Here is a 23,168-nt window from a genome sequence, read left to right on the forward strand (position 1 = left end):
TTAAGCGATAGCTTATTGACGTTGTCCAGGGGTGACGGTGAGTGTTTGCACAGTATCGCCACGGACCACTTCGATCGGCAAGGCTTTACCAACGCGTTCTCCCGTCAGGAGCAATTGCAGATCTTCGGTATCAGTGACGGTATGGCCATCGAGGCTGACCACGATATCACCGATGAGTAGACCGGCCTGTTGCGCGGGACTATTCTCCTCAACATTTACAATCAGCAAGCCATGATCCTGGGTGCGTCCGGCGCGCTGCGCCTCTGGCAGGTGTACGAGCTGGCTGCTCAGGCCCAGGAAACCACGCTTGATGTAACCCTGTTGGGCCAGTGCATCAGCGATGGATTGTGCCTGCGCGATAGGAATCGCCAGCGGGACGCCATTGGCCAGTCCGGTGGTCAGGATGCCCAGCACCTGCCCCTGGGTGTCGAGCAGGGGACCACCCGAGAAACCTGGATAAGGGGTGGCATCGGTGCGAATGTAGCGCTCCAGGACCGTGCCCTGGCCGGTACGAACCGGGCCGCCTAGCGCGCTGACGATGCCTGAACTGGCCATGGCACCATCCTCGGATGGGCGACCCAGGGCCAGCACCAGTTGTCCAACCCGCGCTGGTTCGGTGGCGGCTACGGCCGCTGGCAGCTTGAGGTTGGGGACGCGCAACAGGGCCAGGTCGGTCGTTTTATCGCGACCAATCAAGGTTGCCGGAAAAAGAGTCTGCTCATGTGATTGGATTTGGATGTCGTTCTCACGTTCAAGTATGTGACTAGCTGTAATCACAAGCTCGGGTGAAATAACGACGCCGCTGCCAGGTTGGCGGGTGCGACCAATAACGGTCACCAGGGCTGGTGTGGCCTTCTCAATCGCATCAGCCATCTGATTTGAGAGTGAACGTAACAATGAAGTGTCGTAAGTCGTGTTTTCCATGTGTGTATCCTTTGACCAGGAACGAATAACAACGGATAGCGTATGCATACTATATGCCATGCTTGAAAAAGGTGCATCGTTAATTTTTCCAGTTGTTTACCTGGAAAAATTAACAGGTGTTGTTTCTTTTTTCTCTTTTTGATTTGCCGCCTGCGGCGGCAAAAGGGGAGGGAGGGGATGCCAGGGGACACCCCTGGAACCCCGCCTGACTTTTTATCACATTTTTAGTCGTTGAATCGTGGAAGCAGAAAAACCACGGTTCTTGGTGCACATGCCATTGGAACGACCAAGAACGAAAAGAAAGGAGAAGGTGATGTTGTCTCCAGCAATCTTGTTGTCGTCTCAGCAGTGGGCTCAAGCCACCTTTGGCTCGGTCCAACTGGGCGATCCACGTCGTGTGCAGCGTGCCGTCGATCTTGCGTTCCACCTTGCGCAGCATCCACAAGCGTCTCTGCCCGGTGTGTTGAGCCCGGCGGGCTTGGAAGCGGCCTATCGATTTGTGCATTCGTCGCATACCTCGTATGAACATCTGGTTGCTCCCCACCTGCAACACACACGGCAAGCATGCCACCAGCAGGCACAGGTCTTGTTGATTCAGGATACCACAGAGATGGATTACCAGGCTCATCCTACGACGCGTGGACTGGGGCCCATTGGCAACGGAACGCATCACGGCTTTCTGTTGCAAAGCGTCCTGGCTGTTGTACCTCAGCACGATCAGTTGTTGGGATTGGCTCATCAAGAACCCTTTTTGCGCCAGCCAGCCCCTGAGAAAGAGAGCAAGCAACAACGCTGGAAACGCGAACGGGAATCGGAGGTATGGGAGCGCAGTGTGCGCATCCTGGGCTCGCCTCCTGCTGGCAGTCAATGGATTCATATGGGCGACCGCTACAGTGACATCTTTGCGTTCATGCGCCAATGTCGAGAGCAGGGGTGTGATTTTCTCGTCCGGGCCTATGAAGATCGCTGTATTGATCTGTTGGTGGAACAAGGAGAGACACCGGTGCCCCCACGATCGCATCATCATCGTAGCCCCACGCTGCATTTGCTGGAGGTGGTCAAGCAGATGCCCATTCGGTCGAGCATGTGGCTGGAACTCAAGAGTAGCCAGAAACACCCGGCCCGCAAGGCCCTTTTGGCCGTGAGTTGGCAGCCCGTGCGTCTGTTGCCTCCCCGCACACGGGAAGCCAACCAGTGGCGTCCGCTGGTGATCTGGGTCATCCGTGTGTGGGAACCTGATCCCCCAGAAGGGGTTGAAGCCTTGGACTGGATCTTGTTGACCTCGGTCCCCACCCACACGGCAACTCAAGCCCAAGAGCGGGTCGAGTGGTATCGCAGGCGTTGGATTGTTGAGGACTATCACCAAGGTCTCAAGACGGGATGCCATATGGAAGAACGAGAGATTCGGGATTACGAGGGTTGCGAACGTTGCTGGGCATCATTGCCCCCATTGCCGTGCGCTTGTTGCAATTGCGTGTGCTTTCGCGTCAATGTCCTGACGAGCTGGCACGGGCAGTGATACCCACTGATATTGTCCTGGTGGTGGCTCATTTGAGTGGGCATCCAGCAAAAACCATGACGGTGCAGCAATGCTGGCATGGCATTGCACGTCATGGTGGCTACTTGGGTCGCAAAGGCGATGGCCCACCTGGATGGAAAACCTTGTGGTTGGGGTGGATGTATATCCAGAACGTGTTGCAGGGAATGCAACTCGCTTCCCTCCTTTCGAATCAACTAGATTTGTGATAAAAAGTCAGGAACCCCGCAAGGGGGCTGTGCGCCCCCCTTGACCCCCGCTTGATTATTGTCCTGGTTTTGTTGGTGGCGATTGTCGCCTCAATCATCCAGGCCCGGCGTTTGGGTGAGAATGTGCCGGTCAAAGTCGAAGAAGCAGAGAAAGTACATTAACGCAAAGGGATTTGGGTAGCGGAGGAAGGAAACGCCCTCTGGGCGAAGGATTATGATGAACGAACCGCATGAAATACATGAGCCGCAGATGGCTGCGGAACCAGCCGCGCTGGATGGTCAGAGCAGGCCTCCAGCGCAGCGGAGGCATTCCAGGCAATTAAGTGCAGGGACGTTAGTCATTTGTGCCCTCTTACTGGCTACCGTGTTTGGTGGTGGCATGCTGGCTGGCTGGCAATTTGTAGCGCGGGGAGCGCTCGGCACGGATCTACAACCTGGTCCAAATGCCGCACCAACGATCAAATCCTCCACCGAAGATGAGCTGGAAGCATTGCGGGAACAGATTGTGGCCAATGTGCGTCCGACGGTAGTGCAGCTGAATGTCAAGGGCCTTCTCAGTAACAGCCTTGGCTCTGGCGTAATTATCGACCAGAGAGGATATATCATCACCAATAACCATGTAGTAAAGAATAGCGAGCATATCCAGGTCGTCTTCTTTAATGGACAAACAGCGACGGCCAGCCTGACTGGTGTCGCGCCAGCAGACGACCTGGCGGTGATCCATGTCGATCCGTCGCGGCTAAATCTCTCCGTGGCTACCCTTGGCGACTCTTCCAGGTTGCGTGTGGGGCAGGATGTGGTGGCGATTGGCAATCCACTGGGCATCACCCAGACGGTTACCAGCGGCATCGTCAGCGCCCTGGGGCGCAATATTGCCACCGGTGAAGTTGGCCAGATCTTGCCGGGTACCATCCAGACCGATGCCGCCATTAACCCAGGCAATAGTGGCGGCGCGCTATTCGATATGCATGGCAACCTGATCGGCATTCCGACCCTGACCGCCCTGGACCCTGAGTTTAAGACTCCCGCCACTGGCGTCGGTTTTGCTATCCCTTCCAACCGGGTACAATTTATCGCGCCACAGATCATTAAATCAGGTAAAGTTACACGCACGGGTCGGGCTGCTCTGGAAGTGCAGGTGGTGGACCTCGATTTAATCACCGCCCAGAAGAATCACCTGCCAGTTAAGCAAGGGGCACTGGTCGTCAGCGTCACAGCCGGTGGAGCGGCCAACCTTGCTGGTATCAAGTCCAGCGACGTCATCGTCCAGGTTGATGATAGGCAGATTACAGGCTCACTCTCCCTGGGAGACGCCCTGATCGCCAGGAATCCAGGTGATACCGTCAAAATCAAGCTCTACCGCGGCAGCAAACCAATGACATTTGAGGTCAAACTCAGCGAGTTGCCGGCGGGGAACACCTAAAGGAAGCCACAGAAGTTAGCAGGTTTTGAATGAGAAAGCTCTGCTGCATTCTTACTTATAGGAACGTTCCCTGGCGGTATTTCACGCGTTCGGCTTATTCAAGCACCGCGGCCGAGCGCAGGGCTATTTTTTCCTCTTCACTCAGGTCATGAACGCGCTGAGAGCGAATGAACATTCCTGCCAGCACGCCGCCCAGGGCCACGACAACGCTCAGCCAGAAGGCATCTTGCAGTGCCTGCATCAGCGCCCGGTTCCCAATGATACTCATGACAATGGGACTGCTATGGGTGCGCAACGCTTGCTTGATGATCTCGTTGGTATGCAGCTTTGCTTGCGATTGTACCAATGTGGCGAGAATAGCAACCCCCAATGAGGTAGAAACAAAACGAATAACATTGTAGAGCGATGACGCTTGCGCAAACTGATGGGGGCGCATGTCCTGTAACGCCGAGGCGTTTAAAGGTTGAATAATCAGACCCAGGGCGACTCCACGCAAGAGATAGAGCCCGCCAAGCCACCAGAACGAGGTCGTAAGTTGGAGATCTGCACTCTGCCAGAGCGTAAATGCCATGATGAGCATTCCTGGTATGACAACTGGACGTGCCCCAAAGCGATCAACCAGCCTTCCACCAATCAAGGCGACAATGATCGAGGCAAACGCTTGCGGGAGCAGCAGCAAGCCGGATTGAAGGGCACTGAGTCCGCGTAGATTTTGCAAGTAGATGGGGAACAGAAAGAGCCCACCAAAGAACACGAACGTGATCAGTGCGCTGGCGATATTGCTGAAGATAAAAGGACTGTTGGTAAAGAGCCGCAAATCGAGCAGGACAGCATCTCCCCGCCTGGCACGCCTGAGTTCAGTCAGCACAAAAGTGCAGAGCAACAGCAAACCAGCAACGAGCAAACTCACGATCAACAGAGACCCCCATCCAGCCGTGCTGGCATCAGAGAGCGCATAAAGAAAGGCAGTCAGACCGGAAGCAGCCAGCACAAAGCCAGCCAGATCAAAACGTGTTGGTGCCTCCGGACGGACTTCGCGCAAGAGCCAGATCCCCAATATGATACCGATGATACCCAGTGGAACATTGATAAAGAAGATATAAGGCCAGTCCGAATAGGTGACCAGGTAACCACCCAATGTTGGCCCAATCGCCGGTGCCAGTAGCGACGCGACTCCTAGCGCTGCCGAAGCGGTACCGCGCTGCTGGGGTGGGAACTCGCGATAAACCAATGTGATCGCGACAGGATAGAGGAATGCCCCGCCTATTCCCTGGAGAATACGAAAGATAATGAGCGCTGGCAGGCTCCAGGCCAATCCACAGAGTGCGGAGCCGAGTGTAAAGATAGCGAGCGCTAACACATAGAAGCGTTTAGCGCCCAGGTGATTAACAAAAAAGGCCGTCGTCGGTGTCATCACCCCTTGCGTTAAGATGTAGGCTGTGATGGACCACTGTACAATGCTCAATGGTGCATGAAAGGCCGTTTGCAGGCGTGGCAGGGCGATGTTGACGATGGTCTGGTCCAGAATGGTCATAAAGGCCCCAAAGACCACGACCAGGATGACGATCCATTTATAGGGAAGACGTTGTCTTGTAATTGTTGTGTGCGGGGGAAAAGCCATAATTATCGTACTCTCCAGGAATCCAGGTAAAACAAAAGTGATTGTGAATTGGGACGCATTCAGATGTCACACTTCAATGCGCAACTACTCGCTTCACTTTTAGTATAACAAGCGTATTTAAACCTGTCAATGGCGTTTGGTGGTGAAAATTAGTGTAAATATTCTTGTTCTTATACCATATAATGTGGTTTTGATGGTGGATATGCTATGGATGATGATTTGTGTTAGCTGTAGAGGAACATCATCCTGGGGATCTCTCATATGCAGGAAAGCACAATCTGGCTGGTTTTACCCGCCAACAATCTTAGATGGTGATATTTCTGGCAATTAACCGCCTTAGTTTCCCTTCAACTGTGTTATAATAGTGAGGAAGATCTGTTCTAATTATCTTATTCGAAGAGGCGACTACTATGATCTCTGAACCACTTACACGGCTTCAAGAATGTATCAATACACGTTTTGGGGTAAAGCGTGCGGATGAATGGGGAGATCCAGAGCAGCTTCGCGCCTGGTTGGTGCAGCGGCACTGGTTGACCGAAGAACAGGTTGTGACTCAGAGTGACTATCACCGCATGATCGAAGTGCGAGAAGCCATACGAGGGCTTTTACATATGAATACCGATGGTGTGGTGGAGGCGGCCCACATTGAGGCACTGAATCATCTTACCAGGCGTGTAGCATTGCAGGTCTCGTTCCAGCAAGATGGACGGGCTGACCTTATATCTGAGCACACAGGTGTTGATGGCGTGGTTGCGACATTGTTTGGTATTGTGTTTACCGCCATGGCAAATGGAAGCTGGAGCCGGTTCAAAGTTTGCCATAACGAGCGCTGCCAACGTGTATTCTACGATACCTCAAAGAATCGTTCAGGCACATGGTGTTCAATGAAAATATGTGGGAGCCGTGCCAAGGCCCGTGCGTATCAACAGCGCCTCCACCATAAGGAAGGTGTAGTATAAAATTTATAGACGCTTTGCCGGCTCGGCCAATTGTTTCATCTGGTCCCAGGGAATAGAAGGTTGTGGGAGACCGCGTTTGCGCAAGATTTGTTTCATGGTACGCCTGGCATGCATGAGTGTCGTAAGTGGCCCTGGCGCTCCTGCCATATTCATACCTGGCAAAAATCGTTGAACATGAAAAAGAGAAATATCTTCCTGATGTTCTAACGTGCCTTGAAGGGAAAAACTTTTGAGCTGCCAAAGTTTTTCGTCATGAGAATGGCAGAGGAATCCAGCAGGCCCTGGCATGATCTGGACATCCACAGGCAGATGTACCCGTAAAACCTGTTCAGTCTCATCAACTTGTGGGTGACAACGTACACTCACAGGATATCCTTGAGCATCGATGCCTGTGAGAACGGCATCATGAAAAGAACGCAGGTACCCCTCGAGCTTAGTATTTTCCATGATTCACCTCAATTGTTTGGCCTGCTTGCTGCATATTCCCTTCTGGATACCAATGGATAGAATGTGGAGTGATATAGATACACCAACGAATATAATACCAGCTCATGAGCTTACGAGACAACGCATTGCTGCTATAGCCTCGACTGGAGGGCTGGCGTTGATAGAGCTCCCTCCAGAACCTTTTCATATCTTCATTTAACACCACGATCTCATCAGAAACCGTCGCGTTTCCTTGCACCAAAACTATGGGAGGAGTCGTCAGTCCGCTTCCGGTTGGATCAGAGAAAAGCAGAGAAACTTTTGGATTTCTGCGGATATTCCACACTTTTTGGGGAAAGCTAATCGATGTAGTAATCAGAAATTGTCCGCGTTCAGGAAAGTAGACAGCAGAGACAGGCCAGGTTACGGGTACGCCTTGTTTATTCAGGGTTGTGAATTCACAACATCGAAAGGCCTCAAAGACAGCGGTAACCTCAGGCGGTAACGATAGATCAAGCATAGAACTCCCCGATGATAAAATTTTTGACGGAGGGTCAGAGGCATCTTTACAGTTCACATAACGAAAGTAGGGCAGATGACTGATCTTTGTATTTCCTACTGGCCAAAGATGCCAGATATATTTGTAGCATACTGCCCGATTGGAGTCAATAAAGCCGCCTGTGATGCAGGGCCATTTAAAAGTCTTTTTTGCCACCTTCGGCGGCGGCGAGGGGGGAAATGTGAGCGGGGACACCCGCACCCCGCAAGGGGCGGCAGCCCCTTGACCCCGCTGAGCGCTACTTTTAAATAGCCCTGCCTGTGATGCAGGGCCATTTAAAAGTCTTTTTTGCCGCCTTCGGCGGTGGGTTGGGAGTGTGGAGTGTGTTTGGCGGGAGGCCGCAGCCTCCCGCCAAACACACTCCACGGCTGGTCGAGCCAGTTAGTTGTAGGACCAGTCCATCTTGCGCAGCAGGGTTTGCAGGGCCTGGGAGGCGCTGCGGAAGAGGTCGGGTCCGCTGAAGCCTTGATATTGGCCGGCGGCTGCCAGGTGTGGTTCGAGGGCGATAAAGCCATCGTAGCCATCCTGGCGTAAACGCTGTAGGATGGCGGCCCAGTCAGAGGCACCCTCACCGGCTACGGCCATCGAGCCGTCGGGGCGAACGTCTTTGACATGGACATATTCAAGCCAGGGTTTAGTGGCTTCATAGGCATCTGGATACGGCACCTGGTCGCATTGCAGGTAGTTAGCCGGGTCCAGCACGGAGCGGAAGTGCTCGTCGTTGATGCTCTTTAAGAGATCCACATTGCGCGCTATGGTATCGCCATAGATGGCCTTTTCGTTCTCGTGAATAAGCTGTACGCCGGCCGCGCGTGCCCGGCGCGTCATCTCCTGCAGATGGCTGATAACCTCATCGCGATAGGCAGCCGGATTGCTTGAGCCCGCCTCCTCTTTAACAGGGGCGTAGAACGAGAAGATACGGATGTATTGCGTATCCAGGGCCTTAGCCACGGCGATGGCGCGATCGAAGCGCTCCAGATGATCTGCAAAGGAGCTGTCGATGGGCACTTTGCCGATGGGGGAGCCGACCGCGGCGACGCCAATGCCGCCAGCTGTCAGTGTCTGTTTGATGTCCTGAATCTGCTGATCGGAGAGGTCCAGTACATTAACCTGCCAGACCGAGCGTAGATCGATGTAGTGGATATTCTCGCTTTGTAGAACGGCGATCTGCTCATTGAGATCGGGCGAGATCTCATCAGCGAAAGCGGATAGACGAATCATGAGAGTGTAACCTCCTTACCTGTGCGGGCAGCTTCATAGATGCCAAGGATAATATCGACTGGATGGCGTGCTGCGTGGCCGTCCACCAGGGGCGTACCGTTTTCACGGATGGAGCGGATCATATCAGCGATTTGATGGGCGTGGGTCGAAGCCTGCAGGGCAGCGGGATCGCTGGCGGTAGCTTTCGGTTTGGCGCTAGCCGCCTCGGACTTCTTGACGCCTCCGCCATACGGGCCCACCTCTTCGGTATCCTGGCTGGCCAGGTGCAGGTAGCCCATGCGATCATCTTCAATGACAGCCGAGCCTTTATTGCCAAAGACCTCGATGCGTGTGGTCACGCCTGGATAGGCGCCTGTAGTGGCCGCGATCGTGCCCAGAGCCCCACTCTCAAAGCGCAAGACCGCCACCGCCACATCCTCCGTCTCCATATTGTGGACCAGCGTATCGGTATAGGCGTGGATGCTCTTCACACGGCCCATCAGCCATTGCAGCACATCGATCGAGTGGATCGACTGGTTCATCAAGATACCGCCGCCATCCAGCGCCCAGGTGCCGCGCCAGGCCCCACTATCATAGTATTTCTGCGAGCGCCACCAGGGGATCGCCGCATTGCCCATCACCAGGCGTCCGAGCGCCTCCTCCTCAAGCAACTGGTGGACCTGTTGTGAAGCCTCATCAAAGCGATGCTGGCTGATAACGGCCAGCTTCTTACCAGTTTCGCGCTGAGTCTGGAGAATCTCATCCATACGATCCTTGCGAATCTCCATTGGCTTCTCAATAATGACATGGCGACCGGAACGCATAATCTGGCAGGCATGCTCACCATGCATCCCGCTCGGCGTACAGACATCGACAACATCCAACTGCTCGCTGTCCAACATCTCCTGCAGATCAGTATAGGCCTTGACGTGGAACTTATCAGCCAGTTTCTGAGCCTTCTCAGGAACAATATCGGCGACCGCCACCAGCTCAGCATCTGGCAGGCTCTGAATCGCTTCCGCATGGGTGGGTCCGATCACCCCACAACCAACAATACCAAAACGCAATTTTTCCATGAGAATTTGCAACTCCTTATGCATTGAGGAGGAAGCACCTCTACAGGGTCTCCTCCACGTAGTTTGAGATTATGCCACGAAGCATTTTATAGAGATAGCTAAAAATAGCTGCCCTGGTTGGAGGGCAGGTGGGTGGTTAAACAGCCTGTTTGCTGCTCTCGATCCATTGAGTACGCAGTTCCGCCAGTGCGGGAGTTACTTCAGTAGCAAAGTTGCTCCAATTGCACTCGATGGAGATACGCTGATCATAGCCAGCACGATGCAGGGCCGAAAAGTAGGGGCGGAAATCCTCACCGTGGTGTCCGGGGGCAGCGCGCTCCTGCTTCTCCGCCACATGCACATGCGACAGAATTGAGCTATAGGGCAGGATTGACTCAGGGTCCTCGCCATTGCAGGCCATATGATACACATCGGCCAGCAAGCGCGCGCCTGAGTTAGCGATGCCAGAGACCATTGCCCCGCCCTCGGCTACCGTATTAAAAATGTTTGTCTCTTCATAGCGCAAAGGCTCAAGCACAATCTGAACGCCATGCTCACGTGCCCAGCCGCTCCAGGTCGCCAGGTGAGCGGCCAGTTGTTGGGCTGCAGCAGCCTTATCGATATCCGCCGGACAGGCCCTGGCCGGTCCGCTGCCAAAGACAAAAATCCGGATGCCAGCCTGTTCCGCACGCTGCAACGCGGTACGCATATATTGCTCCAGACGCGGCCGATCCACATGTTGTGATGGTGACTCGACAAGCAGAAGATTTGAAGGCAACAAAGAATTTGCCGCTTCAACAGGGAAAGGGAACTGGCGGATCGCGTGTAGCAGCTCCTCAAAATCTTCCTGAGGCTGTTCGGGTATCAGGAAGCGCTGTACACTCTCCTCGAGATAATCAAAAGAGATCTCATTAAGTTGGGGAATGTTGCGAAAAGATGTGCAGATACCAAACTTCATCGTATTTCCTCTTCTTCTACTAACAACGAACGGAGACATAAAGCAACCAGACGTCCGACCTGTGTTATAGAATGCACCGAAAGTGTCCATTCACCTCGCGCTATAAAAATAGCATATCACACCTGCCAGTCTGGTCGAGAACATAGAACCATCTAACAGCATAGCTCTACGTTAATTTTTGTAATCGGCACCCCGCTCATATTCGCTTATTGTCCACGTCCAATTAACGCTGTCCGCAGGCGATCAACCAGCCTGCCAGGCGACTCGAAAAGCCGTCGATCGAGCAAATATCATAGCTATTCTATAATTCCTATAGTCAATGAAAATGGGAAAAATATACATAAAAATGACAAATTGAGTGGTTGATTTATATACAATTAACGAAAAGTAATCGTTTTCTTTATCATGAGGTCATAACGAGAGAGGCGCACAGATATCCACTTGCATTATTGGCATTTTTGATTAATGAGGATTAATAATTGTACAATAGATAATAATGTAATTTATTGGTTCATAGGATCCAAAGCAGCAATAAAAGCGATTCGCATAGGTTCGGCCCTCAGCGGCCGATTGCCACCCCGGTAGGGTGGCCCGGTTTCCTCATCACGCGGTTGCTTGTCTCTGAGACCTCGCTCCACGCGGTGCCCAAAAGGATGGTCCGTGTTGGGGCACCGCGTGAAGGAAAGGATCATGCCACGAGGCACCTTATCGCTGGGATATGGGGCCGCTGGGGCGGCAAGCGAGGGCAAGCCTCGCACCTACAAGGCCGAACCTATACCATTCGTTCTTCGTGTTGCCTGGTCGTATGGGAAAGGGAGGGAGGGCTTGTCGTCCGATAGCAATCACCATGTTTGAGCTTTTCTTATCTCAATGGTATTGGGGCAAGCCCTGCACGTACTGAGCTTTATTATTGTTGCTTTTGGTTATGGGACAAGATTTCTTGGTTGTAAGGACATTTGAGATGCGAAGGGGGATGGTCCTTTTCCTACCAGGCGTGCGCGCGCGAGTTTATAGGGCGGTACAGGGTTAGCTGGATGCATCCAGCGCGGACTGATGCTGTTCATCCACTGATCCGGGTAGGCGAAGATGGTAAATACGACCCCTGGGGGTACACTATCACTAATATAGGCGACCGCAGTAAAACTTCCTTGATCGAAGGTTCCCTCCTGAAAGGTGTACACACGATCGCTGGTGATAGAGACCATATCTCCGCTTTGAATGTTGAGCCGTTTGGCATCAGCAGGGTGGATCTCGACGGCATTTGAGGGCCAGCGCTGTTTAATATATGGAATGCGCTGGTGTGTATACAGCGTTTGCCAGAGTTCGTTGACACGCCCGTTCAGCACCCAGAACTCGTCACCTTTTGGAACCAATTGCTGATATATTTGCGCTGGTAACCCCTCCCAATCGGAATGAATAAACATGGCCTTCCCTACCTCGGTCGAGAACGTATGGTCTTCGAGTAGACGTGTGGTTCCTACCAGTTTCCCGTGTTCAAGCCGAGCTGGGAGCTGCACCCCATTGGGCAATCCTTGCAAGACGGTATAGGGGCTTTTCCCGCTGCTTTGCGCGTACTGCACAACCGCTGATGCATCGTACTGGGCATGCGGTGCCAGTTCTGTGAAGACTTCTTCCTCGTTCTTCCAGTCAAAGCCGGTAAAACCCATCCGTTGCGCTATCTGAGCAATAATCCACCAATCCGCCTTCGCCTGTCCCGGTGCATCCATAAACTGTTCATATAGACGGGCACGCCGCTCTCCATTGATGCGCACGCCATTCATCTCTCCCCAGGCAGCCGCTGGGAATACGAGGTCGGCCATCTTGGTAGTGAGATTAGGATAAATATCTTGAGCGATAAGGACCATGCCCCCGGCCTTTATGCGCGCCATGAGTGCTGCTAAGGCCGCCTCAGTGTCAGCGGACGTGACCTTTGGTTCCTGCGAGAGCCGCTTGTTCAACACGTCACGAGAGTGCTGAGAGCTATTCGTCATACCCGCCGGGTTAGCGCCAATGACATGATAGACCTTCACCTCGCCATTCGCGATATGCTCGTCAATGTTGTTAGGCAGCTTCTCACCAAACAAACCTGTATCGGTCGCCCGCTCGATTGGATAATCAACTGGACTCGCAAAGCCTTCCTGATGTCCTCCCATACGGCTGATGCCCGCTCCTTCTCTGCCGATACTACCCACAAGCAGGGCGAGATTGGCAAGCGCAGCCACATTCTCATAATTAATGCCCCAGATTAATCCTTTCTCGAACAAAAAAAGTGTTTTTGGGCGCACGCCATGCGTATTCGGTCGCGCAATAAGTTGCGCGACCTGTTGCAGCTGGCTCGCTGGCACACCTGTGAATTGCGCAGCATTCGCGACTTCATAGAGAGGTTTTTGTAGCATGTTGCGGTAGTCTGCCAGGGTCATACCAAAGTGCCGCCGCCGCCAGTTCTTTTCCCGCTGAATATCGCTTGAAGAGGAGATCACAGACTGATCCAGGAAGCTTTGATCCTGCCAACCCTGCTCAAGGATAATGCGAGCAAGTGTGTTGAGCAATACCGCATCAGTGCCAGGCTTCACACGCAGATGGAGCCCACCATGTTTCTCCGCATAGGCGGCATCAATTGTCTTACGGGGATCTTGTACAATCAATGTGGGCGTATGCTGCATAATGTGTTGCGTGAAAAGGACTGTTTTATTCTCATATCCCCCTGCACCGACCTCGAACACAACGTCCGCTTTTGCCACATCAGCGTAGGCAATATTCCAGGTACTCATGCCCGTATCTTCCAGCGCCGTCGTCTCGCCCCAAAGCTGGCGCGATTATGAAAGGCGGCATTTGGTGTATGGATGTGCTGAAAATACAATTTGGTAATGGCATACGTATTCTCAAACCATTGGTAGGCATACATGCGGAAAGCAACTCCCTGAGGACCATGCTGGGCAACGGTTTGTTGTAAGACCCCACTTGCAATTGTGAGCGCAGCATGCCATGAAATTGGTTGTTGGGCTCCTCCTACCTTGAGGAGAGGAGTGGTAAGCCGATCTGCTGTTGGTCCATCAGGGTTCCAGATCCCGCGTGCATTCGTACCACCACGAATGGAATGATTGCCTTGATTCACCTGATAGCCCTGCTCAGGAATGATAACGATGTGATAGGAGCGACCATCCTGCATGACCGTCTGATTGTACATGCCTGGTGAAATCCATCGACCAGAGAGTGCGCTGGTCGGCAAGTCAAAGCCGACAGCGTTTTCCGTTGCCTTTAGCCCACCCTCCGCAACATCGGTGGGCCAGGTATAAACAGTGTAGCCGCAACCGACAATGCAGTACTGACAAGATGTACGATGTTTCTTTGCTGATAGAGGAGGGATGGGAACGTGATCGGGGAATCTGAACATGGTTGGCGACCATTCCTTTCCGTGACTATGCTATGGGCGTCCCTGAAGTGAGATTGTGCTCGAATCCATACAGCAGCCCCCAGACTCCCTGCGCAAAAATTGCTCCATGCTGCTCAACAAGCAGTTCAATCTGTGGAAGATTCTCGGTGGCATTGCCAATCGTTGGCATCCCTCCCATAGACAAATCATACGTGCTCATATGGCAGGGACAGGGACCAAGAACGTTGTAGGCAGCCCGGTAGTGATCGGCGAGCGAACACCCCATATGGACACAAGTCGTGCTAAAGGCCACCACATCTCCTTGTGGTCCTACACCATCCAGGGCTGGAGTTCCCAGGCGAATCAGGTAGCAACTCTGTCCTTTCAGTGGATAGTCAAAGGCAACAGGCTTACCCACGTGCAAATCATTGAGATGGGCAATCTGCACCTGTGGATAGGAGGTCAGGGTTTGTGTCTGCCCAGGGGCCAGGATACGCGTGAGTATCGTTCCGATTGCTCCACCAACAATCAGGCCAGTGCCAGCCACACCAGCATTTACCATAAGCTGCCGACGAGTCAAACGTAATTCATGAGCATGAGGTGTAGGGGGAGATGGTTCAGTTTCCATATGCTAATTCTCACTTTTTACAGAAATATCAACGCTATACTCAGCCATCTGCCGCATCGCTTGCAGAAAGAAAAATCCTGGTCTCATGCTCAGTATAATAACAGCAGACAAAGCGCACAGTGAGGGGTGCAGATACTTTTTGGTTGAAATGAGAAAATAGCCGAAAAATGCTTGAAAATCCCTTGACTCAGCTAAATTTATCAGTTATTATCTCTATAGACGTTAACTACTTGACAAATAGCAGCTACTTATGGAAATGTCAATCACAGATGGAGGTAGGCAGAGATGACTCAACTTGCTACAACTCCTGTCCACATTCGCATTCAGGGGCGCAGTGAAGAAGTGCAACTGGCGCAGCTCGGTGTCGCGAATACCGTGGATGACCTCCAATTAAAAGAGGCCGTGGTGCGTTACCTGGATCTACCAGCGGATGCCCTGGCCAGCCACGTGATTGTGCGGACGACTCAGGCCATAATTATACGTCCTGAGGCGCTCTACGGTTAAGCAAAACAGAGTGAAGCGGGTCCGGGACGTACTCCAACTGGGAGAGCTTACAAACAATTTTGGGTTGTTATTATGTGCCCTCACGACATGTATGTCCCGGGCAGTTTCCCTTCTTTGAAGCAGACTTTTTCTGCCCTGTATTCTCATGTGTTGAACATACAAACTGGTTTTTTTCGCCTCGGCGGGAAAATGTTGGTTCGAGCCCAACGCTCTTCCTGAAAAGGAACTGCTGGTCCTACGGGACCATGTTCAATAAACTTGTACAGGGCAGTCCAGATCTTATCTAATACTTTTCATTTTTATGTGCTATCTCGGTTGGGGTGCGCCTCCAACAGTACGAGCTTACAAACTTTTGGATTTTTAATCCGGATGCTGCAGGTTCGATTCCTGTCGGGCTCACTTTAGAGCCCGTAGCTCAAAGGTAGAGCGCCTGTTTTCATGCTCATGCAACTCGTGCACCCCAGCCTTGATATATATTATTATTGATGATTATCTGTCCTGTGCTCCAATCTGAAGAGCGTACATACAGTTGCCTTTCTCATTAACTTCTTGGATTGGATGCGGGTCGAGTCCTGAACTCTGAAACTGGTTGTAGTCATCCATCGGGATGATGCCATCAGAGCCCGCTCTTTTTACTCGCACAGGACAGACTTTTTTGCTCTACGATAACTCTTATACCGACCGGCACCGGGCGCATTCTAACTAAACGAGCTTACAAACATTTGAGTGATCATTGTGGGTTCGAGTCCCACCAGCCTTTAAAGCTGTAGCCAAATGGTATAGGCGAATGTCTTTAACATAGCTCTTTTGACTCGTGCGCCCGGTACTGGTTTATAATATTGTTTCTCTTAAAAAAATTGCATACAGCCTTGATGCTGTGTGCTCCAATGGTGATGTGATGACACAGAATCCCCTGCTGAGACGGATGTGCGTGTTTCGATCCTCAACTCGTTTCTCACCACACCACACCGCAAACTTGAAGAGCTCGCGCCGCTGCATACGAGCGCGCTTGAGCACGATCCTCTTTTCTATAGCCGCCTGGCTCTGTGGTACTTTGCCAAAGGTGAGGTGCGGGATCATAAGCTGTTGTTCGTGGCGCACCTGGCGACCAGCGAGTATCCAGAGTTCCGTGAGGCGGCCTGGGTGCTCTTGCAGAAGCTGGCACCGTACGAGGTAGCACGAGCACTCGACCACACCAAAAAGGTAATTGGCAAGACACCGCGTTCGTTCAAGGGGGCCGTTGCCCATTACCTGCAGACGCGTGAGAATAATCCGCGCCAATTTGATGGCGCGGCACTGCGCGCCCGCAACGATCTTAAGCATCTGTATGCCAGCCTGCGCATCAAGCCGGGACCCCGAGCCCAGGCCATCCTCTTCGATGAGAAGCCGCCGGAGGATAGTCCGTTGTTCGCGCTCAAGAGCCTGGCGCAGGCCGCTACATCTGAGGAGCAGGCGCGGATCATTGTAGAGCAAAAGATTCCGTATACCACGGCAATCGGGGCGCTTAAAAGCATGACGCCCGTGATACTGGTGGCGCTGATCAACGCCATGTCGCCGCAGGAGGTGATCAATAACATGGCCTCGCTGAAGAAGCGCGGCGCCATGGATAATCCTGAGGTCAAGGCCTTGATCGATCAGAAGCTGGCTGAGGCCAAGACTAACAAGCGTGTCTCGACGATGAAGGCCAGGAAGGCACTGGAGGCGACACGCCTGGATGTCGAGACCGAGCGGGCATTGACCGAGATAATGGATCAGCGGATCGCGGACAAAGTCGAGATCAAGCGCCCTACGGCGTTGTTTGTGGATAAGAGCGGCTCGATGTCGCAGGCGATCACAGTATCGAAGCAGCTGGCGGCCCTGATCAGCGCGGTCACGACGGCTGACTTCTATGTCTACGCCTTTGATACAGCGGCCTTTGATATCAAGGCTGATGTTCCTGCCGGAAAGCGGGCGGCGTTGAGCGATTGGGAGAAGGCATTCCAGTTTATCAAGGCCAACGGTGGAACCTCGCTGGGTGTGGCCCTGGCACAGATGATGAAGAAAAAGCAGTATGTCGAGCAGATATTGATCGTGACCGATGAAGGTGAACAGCGCGCCGCTGTTGGCCGATGCCTGGGTGGCGTATAAAGAGGCCTTGAATGTCGCGCCCTCGATCATCATTGTTCAGGTTGGTGGTGCATATGAGCGCGTGGCCCAGAGTTTGTTGGAACATGGGGTGGAGCTGACCCGCTATCGCTTTGAGGGAGATTACTACTCGCTGCCCAATGTGGTGGAATTGCTGGCACAGCCTTCGCGGCCGAGCTGGTCGAGGTTATTATGGGCTATGAGCTGCCGCGTCGCCCGGACCTTGTTGCTCAGGGGCATGAGTAGGCCGGGGAGTGGAGCATGCATAGTGTTTGCTCCACTCCCAACCAGACGGTGGCAGGAAGGATCAATACACCTCGCTTCATGCGAAGACGAGAGGAGAAAGTTCATAGAAACACGAATTGTACGCGTGGGGCTTGTCCCCGCTTCCTCCGTTCTCGCCTGAAAAGGCAACAATAATAATGCTATGCGCTTAAATAAATAGCTGCAAAATATTCTTCTTATTGCTTTTTCGAGCGGGAATGTTAAAAGCGGGGGCAAGACCCGCACGTACAATTCGTGTTTTTGGTAGCCTGATTGAGGCCCCCGAGCTCAAAGCTTGAAGGATCTGAGATAGACAATATGCCGAAGAAATCTGAGAAACGAGCTACCACAGCCAGGATTGACGCCCGCGACCTGATTGCCCGCCTGAGCCAGCAGAGTCAGACCCTGCGGGAGCGAGAACTGATTGCTCCCTTGCTACTGGGGGACGTATGCGGACGCGCCTCGATGGATTGGTGTATGAGTTTCGGGTCCGTGAGCGTTTCCATGGCTGGGGCCGCTTTCGCCCCACCAATGAGAGTGAGGCACAATTCATCGAGGAGGCACTGCCCTGGGAGCGAGGAGCATATCTCGAACTGTTCCCAGCGCTACGGGTGTTGTTACTGTGGCCCGATCACAGTGGTCCGTTTCCTGGTACCTGGTTGGCCCTGCCCTATAATGAGGGGGATGCCCGCCAGCGCTTTGGATTGCCGATGGAGCCGCTGCCGGTCTTTTTGTGTGATCCGATGGCGGGCGCGGAACGTTTCGAGCGCGTCATAGTACGCGTTGACGGAGGCACGCTCTGGTTTGAAGGCTCCGATCTGCGGGCCGATCCTGTGCACGCCGAGTGGTTGCGTGAGGCGTCTGGTCGGCAGGAAGATAATACGCTCTTGCCAGGACTGGCCTCCTCTGAGCGCCTGGCCTTGCTGCTCTGGTGTATCCACCAGTTAGAGCTGGCAGGCACATTGCCTGCGACTGGATTGCAAGCGCCGCAGCAACGTCACGAGCAGCGCAACTGGCTGGCTGGGCAGGTGCAGCGGCGAGCGCTTGAAGAACAGTTGCGCCACGCGCTGAGCAAAGCGGATGCCAGACTCCATAGTTTTAGCGAGATCAATGCCAACGATGGTTCACTGCGTCACCTGGTCGTAGAGTGGAGTGAGCACGGACAGCGCCGCCGCTACCGCTCTCTGGTTGATCCACGCCTTACCGTCGTCTCCAGTGGCATCTGTCTGAGCGGGCAGGACCGCAATTTCGACCTGACCAGCCTGGTGAATGTGATGGCGGCATCCCCTTCCTGGGCAGCATATGATGAAGAGGATCTGTAAAGATGACACAACAGCCCTTGAATCCCCAAAGCCCCTTCTTCCATGAGGAACGGCACGCGACCCTGGAACCTTTCGCCGCGCAGCTGATCACGATCTGTGGAGCGGGCACGCTGGGCGCGAACGTGGCTGAGACACTGGCGCGCATGGGTTTCACCCGGCTGCGCGTGATCGATAAGGACCGTATCGAGGTACGCAACCTCTCCGGACAACCCTATAGCCGGGCCGAGGTTGGCGCCCCAAAGCGCGTGCGCTGGCGCATATGCTCTATCGAGCGGTTCAGGCCAAAGTAGAGCCCCAGGTCGTCGAGTTGAGCGCGACAAATGCGCCCGAGTTGCTGAAAGGCAGCGCGCTGGTAGTAGATGCCTTTGATAATGTCCAGGCGCGGGCAGCGGTTAGCCAGGCTATCCGGGCCGCTTCTCTGCCCTGCCTGCATATCGGCTTTAGTGGTGATGGATTATATGGCAATGGACTATGGGAGCCGCGCTACCAGGTACCACAAGAGGTGCCCGGCGATCCCTGCGATTATCCCCTGACACGTCCTCTGGCCCTGATGCTGAGCGCACTGGCCGCGCGGACCATCACCGATTTTTTTCGCCTCGGCCAGGCGCACGATTTCGAACTCACCTGGAACGACTTGAAGGTGCAATACCGACAATAGACCTGTTAAAGGGCTGGAATGGTTGCGCTCATATGCTATCCTCGAATTATTCAATGAATGACCCGGTTATTGTTGATTTTTTTCGTGCAGGAACGGGATAAGCGGGGCAAGTCCCGCACGTACAGAAGGGTTGGATATGGTTATTTATGATGATGTAGGGGTGGTGACGGCGGTGAGTTGTAGCGGGGTGCATGACTTTAGCAAGCCGAATCAGGAGTGGATTCGGTTGTTGACGGGGTTGGGTGTGGAGGGGGATGCACATATAGGGAAGACGGTGCAGCACCGGTCGCGGGTGGCGGTTGATCCGACGCAGCCTAATTTGCGGCAGGTACATTTGATCCATTCGGAACTGCATGAGGAGTTGCAGGCGGCCGGCTTTGAGGTGTCGGCGGGACAGATGGGCGAGAATGTGACCACGCAAGGTATTGATTTGCTGGGGCTGCCAACGGGTACGCGGCTATATTTGGGAGAGAGTGCAGTGGTCGAGGTGACTGGTTTGCGCAATCCTTGTGGACAATTGAATGGTTTGCAGCCGGCCTGATGGCGGCGGTGCTCGGCCGCGATGAGCAGGGACAACTTATCCGTAAGGCGGGCGTGATGGGGATCGTGCTGGTGGAAGGCGAGGTGCGGCCTGGAGATATTATTCGGGTTGAGTTACCACCTGAGCCACACCGGCCATTGGAGCGCGTCTAATCTTGATAGAGCGTATGGAGAAAATGAGGTAAGTTAGCAGTACTGGTGTTTTGATTTGAAGTACAAGAGAAAGGCCGAGCGACATGGAGAAGGAGGAGAGGCACGTGCGCCGCTTACCTGCCGATCTGGCAACCATCTTCGGTGAGGTGCGGACTGGCCGCCTGGTTTTGCGTCGTCTAAAGGAGAGTGATGGCCCTGTTTTATTCGCTGTGGATGGCGATCCAGCAACGCATCGCTATACTCCTGGCGGGCCTGCCCCGGACCTGGCCAGTTGTGAGCAGCGGCTACGAGGCTGGCTGGCGCACTGGAAGGAAGAGGGCTATGGCTACTGGGCAGTCGTGCTGCCGCAGACGGAGCAGGTCCTCGGCTTCGGTGGGGTCGTACATAGAGCCTGGAATGATCGGGATGTGCTCAACTTATATTACCGCTGCACTCCCAGCGCGTGGGGACACGGTTATGCCACCGAACTCGCTCAAACAGCGGTGGCCCTGGCACAGGAGTATCTGCCGCCGTGGCCAGTGATTGCTCTCACGAGACCAGGAAACATCGCATCTATGCGGACGGCTGAGCGGGCCGGCTTGCTACGACGTCCTGATCTCGATACCGAGTACATTGTTTTTGCTCTCAACTGGCCAGTGGACACGTTGCCCTCATCCTCTCCGAGGAGCTGATTAAGGCCTGTTCTAGTCTTCGTCGTTCTTTTCGGAATGGGGTGTGAGGGTCATGAGATTATTATCCATGTCGCCCATCATGGACATGGGCGCGCTTTGGCGTTTAGCCCTGGGTGCTGGTGGATGATTGGCGGCGCAGGGCGTCCCGAATTCAGGCTGGGCATAGGGAAGGTGGGTTGTGCCACGTCCCAGGATATGCAGATAGTTGCCCGCCTCGCCTTCGTAGGGTGCGCCGTGATTCCAGGGCACGAAGGAGCGCGCATTGCAGTAGTGGCCAACAAAGGCCCGGCGTGAGCGATCCTTGCTCCGATTGGCGTGGGAGCGATGCAGGATATGGCCACCAAAGAAGACTACATCGCCAGGGTTGACCTCGGCCTTGATCTCTTTCCCCACGTATTTGCGGGCCACACGGGTCAGGCCATTGACGTTTTCATCGGTATTGCTGGCATTATAGATCGGCTCGATATCACTCAGCTCGCGCTGTCCATTCTCCGACTGACCATCTGAATCGGGATAGACCGGCTCATTTTGCGAACCCACCGTCATCCACAGACAGCCATTCTCCTCATCGACGCGATCCAGGGCCAGCCAGGCACCACATAATGTATCGGGGAAGGTTGGGATATAGTAGGAATCCTGGTGATAGCCCTGTCCCGGTTGGCCAGGATTCTTGAAGAAAAGCATCGACTGCAAGGCCAGCACATCGGGGCCAATCAAGGCCTCTAAGACATCGAGAACGCGTGGGTGGAGCAGGAAGCGCTCGTGGATAGGGAGCACGCGATGCAGCATATGCACACGCAGGTAATAAGAGATCTTCTTGTCGGGGTCCCAATCGGCGGGCGGTGGTGGCACGCCCGGGAAATGTTCCGTCCCAGTCAGAATGTGATCCATATGCTCATTCATTTCCTGCACATCATCCAGTGGCACCAGGTTGGGCACAATCAGGAAACCCTGCTCGCGGAAAGTCACATACTCTTTCACACTGATCGGATACTGCTCATATTGTCTGGTTGGTGGAGTCGAATTGTGCTGTGGAGTAGTCGTCATGCTCGCGCTCCTTTGTTACAATGTAGCTTGCATAAGTATAGGCATCTGCAATGATAAGTAGCTCGCTCAAAGTGGTTAAGGATAGCATAAAAGAAAAAGACCAAAAGAGCGATAACTGGAATGAATGCGAATGTGTCTGAAATTGATCATATTTTAGGCGTGAGAGGCAGGCAACGATGCAACAGATAGAGCAAGAAAAATCCTATTGGTCCGATGAAGTGATGGTAGGAGAGGTCGTCTATCCACCTGGCAGCACGCTGGGACCCCGTATCCAGCCCACACTGCAGTTTGTTTTTGTGCATGCCGGGCGCATCACGATCCGCATTGATGAGCAGACACATACGATAGCGGCCAACAGCGCGTTTGTGCTGTATCCAGGCCACCGTGAATATTTTGTCTTTGCTGAAGATAGCGAAACCATCCATAGCTGGATTCATATCTCGCTGGCCCTGGTTGAAGCTGAGATGATTACACGCCTCCAACAGCTGGCATGGCCCTTACCACTCTCTCCGGCCATGCAGCAATTGATGCATGATGCCCTGGCGCTGCGTGCCAGTGCCTTTCCGACCGTGAAAGAGATGTTGCGCGCGCTGGCTATACAGATGTGCTGGCGCTATATCGGGGAGGGCGAGCAACTGGTGGCCAGGATCTGACCCTCTCGCACAGCGCCGTGGGGCAGGCCCTGCAATTTATCTATGAGCACCTGAGCGAACAACTGACCCTGACGATGATCGCCGAGGCCGTAGCTATCAGTCCCGCCCACCTGATCCGCTTATTTCAATTGCAACTGCACACCACGCCCATGGCCTATGTCTGGGAGCAGCGCATCACGCTGGGCATCAAGCTGCTTGAGCAGACCGGGCTCTCGGTGGGCATGATCGCCGAACAATGCGGCTTCCAATCGCGCTTCCACTTCTCACGGCGCATTCGTCAGGCCATCGGCTATACACCTCTGGAGGTGCGCCACCGTTCCTGGCAGCTCGATCCCGCTGCTCAAGAAAAATAGCAGCTCA

25 protein-coding genes and 1 pseudogene are annotated in these 23,168 nt (G+C 53.7%); 15 read left to right on the plus strand and 11 right to left on the minus strand.

All coding sequences use genetic code 11. From position 1 onward, the window contains the following. Positions 1-12: 12 nt before the first annotated feature. Complete coding sequence (locus EL645_RS26225; RefSeq protein WP_126553706.1) at positions 13-924, minus strand: S1C family serine protease; 912 nt, start codon at positions 922-924, stop codon at positions 13-15. A 313-nt stretch (positions 925-1,237) separates the two neighbouring features. On the opposite strand from EL645_RS26225, the gene EL645_RS26230 reads away from it, so the two are divergent. The 3 genes from EL645_RS26230 (at position 1,238) to EL645_RS26240 (ending at position 4,093) form a co-directional block, all read left to right on the plus strand. Then, complete coding sequence (locus EL645_RS26230) at positions 1,238-2,443, plus strand: IS4 family transposase (protein WP_161977702.1); 1,206 nt, start codon at positions 1,238-1,240, stop codon at positions 2,441-2,443. Beyond that, complete coding sequence (locus EL645_RS39605; RefSeq protein ID WP_246035478.1) at positions 2,401-2,670, plus strand: IS4 family transposase; 270 nt, start codon at positions 2,401-2,403, stop codon at positions 2,668-2,670. The genes EL645_RS26230 and EL645_RS39605 overlap by 43 nt, the downstream gene beginning before the upstream one ends. Before the next feature lie 214 nt (positions 2,671-2,884). Then, positions 2,885-4,093, plus strand: a complete 1,209-nt coding sequence (locus EL645_RS26240) for a S1C family serine protease (protein ID WP_126553712.1) — start codon at positions 2,885-2,887, stop codon at positions 4,091-4,093. 94 nt (positions 4,094-4,187) lie between these two features. Here EL645_RS26240 and EL645_RS26245 read toward each other — a convergent pair whose 3' ends face one another. Further along, positions 4,188-5,714 (minus strand): MDR family MFS transporter, encoded by a 1,527-nt coding sequence (locus tag EL645_RS26245; RefSeq protein ID WP_126553714.1) that lies wholly within the window; start codon positions 5,712-5,714, stop codon positions 4,188-4,190. A 410-nt stretch (positions 5,715-6,124) separates the two neighbouring features. On the opposite strand from EL645_RS26245, the gene EL645_RS26250 reads away from it, so the two are divergent. Then, complete coding sequence (locus EL645_RS26250; protein WP_126553716.1) at positions 6,125-6,673, plus strand: CGNR zinc finger domain-containing protein; 549 nt, start codon at positions 6,125-6,127, stop codon at positions 6,671-6,673. A 3-nt stretch (positions 6,674-6,676) separates the two neighbouring features. Here the strand turns inward: EL645_RS26250 and EL645_RS26255 are convergent, their stop codons facing one another. From EL645_RS26255 to EL645_RS26275, 5 genes are all read right to left on the minus strand, one after another. Next, a complete protein-coding gene (locus EL645_RS26255) occupies positions 6,677-7,120 on the minus strand; it encodes a hypothetical protein (RefSeq protein WP_126553718.1) in 444 nt (147 codons plus the stop codon). After that, positions 7,107-7,619, minus strand: coding sequence for a pyridoxamine 5'-phosphate oxidase family protein (locus EL645_RS26260; RefSeq protein WP_126553720.1), 513 nt, complete (start codon positions 7,617-7,619; stop codon positions 7,107-7,109). Before EL645_RS26260 ends, EL645_RS26255 begins: the two co-directional genes overlap by 14 nt. A 420-nt stretch (positions 7,620-8,039) precedes the next feature. Beyond that, positions 8,040-8,879 carry a sugar phosphate isomerase/epimerase family protein gene (locus tag EL645_RS26265; RefSeq protein WP_126553722.1) on the minus strand — a complete coding sequence of 280 codons (840 nt, stop codon included), beginning with the start codon at positions 8,877-8,879 and terminating at the stop codon, positions 8,040-8,042. After that, entirely contained in the window at positions 8,876-9,934 is a 1,059-nt protein-coding gene (locus tag EL645_RS26270; RefSeq protein ID WP_126553724.1) for a Gfo/Idh/MocA family protein, read from the minus strand. The genes EL645_RS26265 and EL645_RS26270 overlap by 4 nt, the downstream gene beginning before the upstream one ends. Positions 9,935-10,070: 136 nt before the next feature. Then, positions 10,071-10,871, minus strand: coding sequence for a sugar phosphate isomerase/epimerase family protein (locus tag EL645_RS26275; protein ID WP_126553726.1), 801 nt, complete (start codon positions 10,869-10,871; stop codon positions 10,071-10,073). 690 nt (positions 10,872-11,561) lie between these two features. On the opposite strand from EL645_RS26275, the gene EL645_RS39610 reads away from it, so the two are divergent. Beyond that, positions 11,562-11,726, plus strand: coding sequence for a hypothetical protein (locus EL645_RS39610; RefSeq protein ID WP_161977704.1), 165 nt, complete (start codon positions 11,562-11,564; stop codon positions 11,724-11,726). Positions 11,727-11,794: 68 nt separating this feature from the next. Here the strand turns inward: EL645_RS39610 and EL645_RS26280 are convergent, their stop codons facing one another. Genes EL645_RS26280 through EL645_RS26290 form a run of 3 tightly spaced genes read right to left on the minus strand, consistent with a single transcriptional unit; the run spans position 11,795 to position 14,872 of the window. Beyond that, the gene (locus tag EL645_RS26280; protein WP_126553728.1) at positions 11,795-13,642 is read right to left on the minus strand and encodes an arsenate reductase (azurin) large subunit; all 1,848 of its coding nucleotides are present in this window, start codon (positions 13,640-13,642) and stop codon (positions 11,795-11,797) included. Then, the gene (locus tag EL645_RS44555; protein WP_126553730.1) at positions 13,639-14,265 is read right to left on the minus strand and encodes a molybdopterin-dependent oxidoreductase; all 627 of its coding nucleotides are present in this window, start codon (positions 14,263-14,265) and stop codon (positions 13,639-13,641) included. The genes EL645_RS26280 and EL645_RS44555 overlap by 4 nt, the downstream gene beginning before the upstream one ends. A gap of 25 nt (positions 14,266-14,290) precedes the next feature. Continuing rightward, positions 14,291-14,872 carry an arsenate reductase (azurin) small subunit gene (locus EL645_RS26290; RefSeq protein ID WP_126553731.1) on the minus strand — a complete coding sequence of 194 codons (582 nt, stop codon included), beginning with the start codon at positions 14,870-14,872 and terminating at the stop codon, positions 14,291-14,293. A 285-nt stretch (positions 14,873-15,157) separates the two neighbouring features. Between EL645_RS26290 and EL645_RS26295 the strand changes: the two genes are divergently transcribed. From EL645_RS26295 to EL645_RS26325, 8 genes and pseudogenes are all read left to right on the plus strand, one after another. Beyond that, positions 15,158-15,376: a hypothetical protein gene (locus tag EL645_RS26295; RefSeq protein ID WP_126553733.1), complete on the plus strand. Its 219-nt coding sequence runs from the start codon at positions 15,158-15,160 to the stop codon at positions 15,374-15,376. A gap of 927 nt (positions 15,377-16,303) precedes the next feature. Further along, the gene (locus tag EL645_RS26300; protein WP_218032025.1) at positions 16,304-17,503 is read left to right on the plus strand and encodes a vWA domain-containing protein; all 1,200 of its coding nucleotides are present in this window, start codon (positions 16,304-16,306) and stop codon (positions 17,501-17,503) included. Beyond that, positions 17,454-17,906 (plus strand): hypothetical protein, encoded by a 453-nt coding sequence (locus tag EL645_RS41425; RefSeq protein ID WP_218032026.1) that lies wholly within the window; start codon positions 17,454-17,456, stop codon positions 17,904-17,906. Before EL645_RS26300 ends, EL645_RS41425 begins: the two co-directional genes overlap by 50 nt. Before the next feature lie 307 nt (positions 17,907-18,213). Beyond that, positions 18,214-19,086 (plus strand): hypothetical protein, encoded by an 873-nt coding sequence (locus EL645_RS26305; RefSeq protein WP_126553735.1) that lies wholly within the window; start codon positions 18,214-18,216, stop codon positions 19,084-19,086. A gap of 2 nt (positions 19,087-19,088) precedes the next feature. Continuing rightward, positions 19,089-19,376: a ThiF family adenylyltransferase gene (locus EL645_RS26310; RefSeq protein WP_126553737.1), complete on the plus strand. Its 288-nt coding sequence runs from the start codon at positions 19,089-19,091 to the stop codon at positions 19,374-19,376. Beyond that, positions 19,346-19,744: a hypothetical protein gene (locus EL645_RS26315; protein ID WP_126553739.1), complete on the plus strand. Its 399-nt coding sequence runs from the start codon at positions 19,346-19,348 to the stop codon at positions 19,742-19,744. The genes EL645_RS26310 and EL645_RS26315 overlap by 31 nt, the downstream gene beginning before the upstream one ends. Before the next feature lie 136 nt (positions 19,745-19,880). Continuing rightward, a pseudogene (locus tag EL645_RS43130) lies at positions 19,881-20,437 on the plus strand (MOSC domain-containing protein). A 104-nt stretch (positions 20,438-20,541) separates the two neighbouring features. Further along, a complete protein-coding gene (locus tag EL645_RS26325; protein WP_161977705.1) occupies positions 20,542-21,108 on the plus strand; it encodes a GNAT family N-acetyltransferase in 567 nt (188 codons plus the stop codon). Positions 21,109-21,120: 12 nt separating this feature from the next. Here EL645_RS26325 and EL645_RS26330 read toward each other — a convergent pair whose 3' ends face one another. Further along, a complete protein-coding gene (locus tag EL645_RS26330; RefSeq protein ID WP_126553743.1) occupies positions 21,121-22,155 on the minus strand; it encodes a phytanoyl-CoA dioxygenase family protein in 1,035 nt (344 codons plus the stop codon). A 176-nt stretch (positions 22,156-22,331) separates the two neighbouring features. Between EL645_RS26330 and EL645_RS26335 the strand changes: the two genes are divergently transcribed. Beyond that, positions 22,332-22,808, plus strand: a complete 477-nt coding sequence (locus tag EL645_RS26335; RefSeq protein ID WP_126553745.1) for a cupin domain-containing protein — start codon at positions 22,332-22,334, stop codon at positions 22,806-22,808. Continuing rightward, a complete protein-coding gene (locus EL645_RS26340) occupies positions 22,760-23,161 on the plus strand; it encodes an AraC family transcriptional regulator (RefSeq protein WP_126553747.1) in 402 nt (133 codons plus the stop codon). Before EL645_RS26335 ends, EL645_RS26340 begins: the two co-directional genes overlap by 49 nt. The last annotated feature ends 7 nt before the right edge of the window (positions 23,162-23,168 follow it).

It is taken from the genome of Dictyobacter kobayashii (assembly GCF_003967555.1).
GTDB lineage: Bacteria > Chloroflexota > Ktedonobacteria > Ktedonobacterales > Ktedonobacteraceae > Dictyobacter > Dictyobacter kobayashii.